Origin of the sequence: Mesorhizobium sp. M7D.F.Ca.US.004.03.1.1 (genome assembly GCF_003998635.1) — a bacterium.
Lineage (GTDB): Bacteria > Pseudomonadota > Alphaproteobacteria > Rhizobiales > Rhizobiaceae > Mesorhizobium > Mesorhizobium loti.
In genome coordinates this window covers 1-4,290 of sequence record NZ_RZQG01000522.1, presented here as the reverse complement: position 1 = coordinate 4,290, position 4,290 = coordinate 1, and the positions used below count along the sequence as shown (strand labels likewise).

General features: G+C 64.6%; 5 protein-coding genes. All 5 read right to left on the bottom strand.

Annotated features, from left to right (window positions below; all coding sequences use genetic code 11):
- Positions 1-968: 2Fe-2S iron-sulfur cluster-binding protein (locus tag EN935_RS24445; protein ID WP_127373688.1), on the bottom strand; the 968-nt coding region annotated here is incomplete at its 3' end.
- On the bottom strand, positions 968-1,243 hold the full coding sequence (locus EN935_RS24440; RefSeq protein WP_127262461.1) for a sarcosine oxidase subunit delta: 276 nt from the start codon (positions 1,241-1,243) through the stop codon (positions 968-970). The genes EN935_RS24445 and EN935_RS24440, both read right to left, overlap by 1 nt.
- A 17-nt stretch (positions 1,244-1,260) precedes the next feature.
- Entirely contained in the window at positions 1,261-2,514 is a 1,254-nt protein-coding gene (locus EN935_RS24435; RefSeq protein WP_127373687.1) for a sarcosine oxidase subunit beta family protein, read from the bottom strand.
- Between the two features lie 36 nt (positions 2,515-2,550).
- A complete protein-coding gene (gene glnT, locus EN935_RS24430; protein WP_126068309.1) occupies positions 2,551-3,858 on the bottom strand; it encodes a type III glutamate--ammonia ligase in 1,308 nt (435 codons plus the stop codon).
- A gap of 63 nt (positions 3,859-3,921) precedes the next feature.
- A partial coding sequence (locus EN935_RS24425; RefSeq protein ID WP_245489035.1) for a glutamate synthase-related protein occupies positions 3,922-4,290 on the bottom strand: 369 nt, incomplete at its 5' end.

The window sequence follows — 4,290 nt, the reverse complement described above, 5'->3', positions numbered from 1 at the left end:
GTCGCCGCATAGCGCGCGACATAGGTTCGCATCGCCGAGGCCATCATCACGCCGGGCGTGTCGTTGCCGGCAAAGACGATCGGCCGTTCGATGGCGCCGGCCGCAACGACGCAGCGCTTCGCCACGATCCGCCACAGCCGCTGGCGCACCTGGTGCTCGGGCGGCGAGGGCAAATGGTCGTTGACCCGCTCGATCGCGCCATAGGTACCGCCGTCATAGACACCGAACAGCGTCGTGCGGGTCATGATGCGGACGTCGGGCATGTCAGCCAGTTCAGCCAGCATCCGCGACAGCCATTCGGCTGCCGGCACACCATCGATCGTGCCGCCATCCGACAGCAGGCGGCCACCGAGCGTGAAATCTTCCTCGCACAGGATGACGCGGGCGCCTGCGCGGCCGGCGGCAAGCGCGGCCGCCAGCCCGGCCGGGCCTGAACCGGCGATCAGCACATCGCAATGCGCCCATGCCTTGTCGTAATGATCGGGATCGGCGATGCCGGCGGCGCGGCCAAGGCCGGCGGCACGGCGGATCGCCGGCTCGTAGATCGCTTCCCAGAATTTCGCCGGCCACATGAAGGTCTTGTAGTAGAAGCCGGCGACGAAGATCGGCGCGAACAACTGGTTGACTGACATCACGTCATGGCGCAGCGACGGCCAACGGTTCTGGCTGGCGGCCTCGAGCCCTTCATAGAGCTCCGCCGTCGTCGCCTTGGTGTTCGGTTCGCGCCTTGCGCCGCTGCGCAACTCGACCAGCGCGTTGGGTTCTTCCGAACCAGCGGTCAGAATGCCGCGCGGGCGATGGTATTTGAACGAGCGGCCGACCAGCTTGACGCCGTTGGCGATCAGCGCCGAGGCGAGCGTGTCGCCCTGGAAGCCGGAGAAAGCCTTGCCGTCGAAACGGAAGTTCAGCGGTGCCGAACGGTCGACAAGGCCGCCATTGCCGAGCCGGTGTGTCTGCGCGCCGGCCATCACGCGCCAACCTTCGCGGCGCCGGCGCCCGCCGCCGGTTCGATTGAAGAAATCTCATGCGTCAGCGTGTTGCGGGTGATCTTCAGCCAGGCCCGGCAGCCGCCGCCATGATACCAGTATTCGCTGGTCTCGCCGGCGACATTGTCGCGCAGATAGACATAGTCGAAGACCTCGTCTTCCGAGGCGCCGGCCACCGGCCGTACCGGCTTGGCGTCGCCGAGATAGGTGAACTCGCCGAGTTCGCGTTCGCCGCAGAAGGGACAGACAATGCGCATGCTGTTCTAGACCGCCTTCAATGCAGGTTCGGTTGGGCGCCCTGGCCCTTTTCGTCGATCATCGCACCGCGCCGGAACCGGTCGAGGCGGAACCGTGCGGCCTCTTCGTGCGATTCATCGCGCGCCAGAAGGTGGGCAAAGACAAAGCCGGAGCCCGGTGTCGCCTTGAAGCCGCCATAGCACCAGCCGGCGTTGAGATAGAGCCCGTCGACCGGCGTCTTGTCGATGATCGGCGAGCCGTCCATCGACATGTCCATGATGCCGCCCCACTGGCGCAGCAGGCGCACGCGGCCGATCATCGGCATCAGCGCCATACCGCCCTCGCAGACGTCCTCCATGACAGGCATGTTGCCGCGCTGGGCGTAGGAATTGTAGCCGTCTATGTCGCCGCCGAAGACCAGCCCGCCCTTGTCGGACTGGCTGACATAGAAATGGCCGGCGCCGAAGGTCATGACGCCGGGGATAAGCGGCTTGATCGCCTCGGAGACAAAGGCCTGCAGCACATGGCTTTCGATCGGCAGGCGCAGACCGGCCATCGCCGCGACGCGCGACGAGGAGCCGGCGACAGCCATGCCGACCTTACCGCCGCCGATCTTGCCGCGGGATGTCTCGACGCCAGTCACCTTGCCATTGGCGTCCCTGACGAAGCCGGTGACTTCGCAATTCTGGATGATATCGACGCCGAGCGCGCTCGCCGCGTGCGCGTAGCCCCAGACCACCGCATCGTGCCGCGCGGTGCCGCCGCGCCGCTGCAAGAGCCCGCCTTGCACCGGGAAGCGCGCATTGTCGAAGTTCAGGAACGGTATCATCTTCTTGACCGCGGCGAGATCGAGCAGTTCGGCGTCGATGCCGTTGATGCGCATGGTGTTGCCGCGCCGGGCATAGGCGTCTCGCTGCGCGTCGGAGTGGTAGAGGTTGATGACGCCGCGCTGGCTGACCATCGTGTTGTAGTTGAGGTCCTGCTCCATCCGCTCCCACAGCTTCATCGACAGTTCGTAGAAGCCGGTGTTGCCGGGCAGGCCGTAATTGGAGCGGATGATGGTGGTGTTGCGGCCGGCATTGCCGGAGCCGATCCAGCCTTTTTCGAGCACGGCGACATTCTTGATGCCGTACTCGCTGGCCAGGAACCATGCGGTGGCCAAGCCATGGCCGCCGCCGCCGATGATCACCACGTCGTAGCGGTCCTTCGGCGTGGCGTCGCGCCAGGTGCGTTGCCAATTCTTGTGGCCGGACAGGGCGGCGCGGGCGAGCGAGAAGATCGAGTATTTCATCAGTTCATTCCGAGGTCGCTCGCACCGCTGGGTCGACTAAATGTCCAGCGTGTGGTCGCGCTCCCATTGCGTGAAGTGCGAAGCATAGGAATTCCATTCCTGGTGCTTCAGCTTTAGGTAGGCCGACGAGAATTCCTCACCCAGCGCCGCCTTGAGCGATTTGTCCTTGTCGAACTCGCGCAGCGCATCGAGCAGGTTGAGCGGCAGCTTCGGCGCACCCTTCACCGTGTGTCCATGCTGGTACATGTCGATGTCGTAGCGCTTGCCGGGATCGGCCTTCGAGCGAATGCCGTCGAGGCCGGCGGCGATGATAACGGCCTGCAGGAGATAGGGGTTGGCCGCCCCATCCGGCAGCCGCAGTTCGAAGCGCCCGGGGCCGGGCACACGCACCATATGGGTGCGGTTGTTGCCGGTCCAGGTCACTGTGTTCGGCGCCCAGGTCGCGCCCGAGATCGTACGCGGCGCGTTGATGCGCTTGTAGGAGTTGACCGTCGGATTGGTGATCGCGGCCAGCGCGGAGGCATGCTTCATGATGCCGCCGAGGAAATTCCTGCCCTTGGCCGAGAGGCCAAGCTCCATCGCATTGTCGGCGAAGACGTTGGTCTTGCCGGCCTTGTCCCAGACCGAGATATGGGCATGGCAGCCATTGCCGGTCAGGCCCTGGAAGGGTTTGGGCATGAAGGTCGCGCGCAGGCCATGCTTTTCCGCGATCGACTTGACCATGAACTTGAAGAACGAGTGCTTGTCGGCGGTCGCCAGCGCATCGTCAAAGGCCCAGTTCATCTCGAACTGGCCGTTGGCGTCCTCGTGGTCGTTTTGGTAGGCGCCCCAGCCGAGCGCCAGCATGTGGTCGCAAATCTCGGCGATGACGTCGTAGCGCCGCATCACCGCTTGCTGGTCGTAGCAGGGCTTTGAGGCCGTGTCGTATTCGTCGGAAATCGTCTTGCCGTCGGGCGAGATCAGGAAGAACTCGGCCTCGACGCCGGTCTTGACATGCATGCCGTCGCTGGCCGCTTCGGCAATCAGCCGCTTCAGCGTGTTGCGCGGCGCCTGGTCGACCTCCTTGTCGTCCATGATGCAGTTGGCAGCGACCCAGGCGACCTCAGGCTTCCACGGCAGCTGGATCACCGAATCCGGATCCGGCACCGCCAGCATGTCGGGATGCGCCGGCGTCAGGTCCAGCCAGGTGGCGAACCCGGCAAAGCCGGCGCCGTCCTTCTGCATGTCGGCGATTGCCTGTGCCGGCACCAACTTGGCACGCTGGCCACTGAACAGGTCAGTGTAGGAAATCATGAAATATTTGACGTTTTTCGCCCTTGCGAATTCTGCAAGATCAGCTGTCACGGAAGTTCCCCATTTTTTTGTCGATTGTGGCCCCAGAGCGTGTGGGCTTCGGCCCTTCGTTGATTAGAAGCCGTTCTTCCCCGGTATCCAGTTGGTGCCGGCCAGCGGCACGCCGGCCATGGCCGCTGCCTCGATCGTCAGGGCGACGAGGTCCTCGGGTTCCAGATTGTGCAGGCTGTTCTTGCCGCACGCGCGGGCGATCGTTTGAGCCTCAAGCGTCATCACCTTGAGGAAGTTCGCCAGCCGGCGTCCGGCAGCCACCGGATCGACCCGCTTCATCAATTCGGGGTCCTGCGTGGTGATGCCAGCCGGGTCGCGGCCCTCGTGCCAGTCGTCATAGGCGCCGGCCGTGGTGCCGAGCTCGTTATACTCCGCCTCCCAGCGCGGATCGTTGTCACCGAGCGCGACAAGGGCAGCCGTGCCGATCGAGAC

What these genes read in the sequence shown, in the direction of transcription:
- EN935_RS24440 (WP_127262461.1), bottom strand. Translation starts at nt 1,243, where the DNA reads ATGCGCATTGTCTGTCCCTTCTGCGGCGAACGCGAACTCGGCGAGTTC.
- EN935_RS24435 (WP_127373687.1), bottom strand. Translation starts at nt 2,514, where the DNA reads ATGAAATACTCGATCTTCTCGCTCGCCCGCGCCGCCCTGTCCGGCCAC.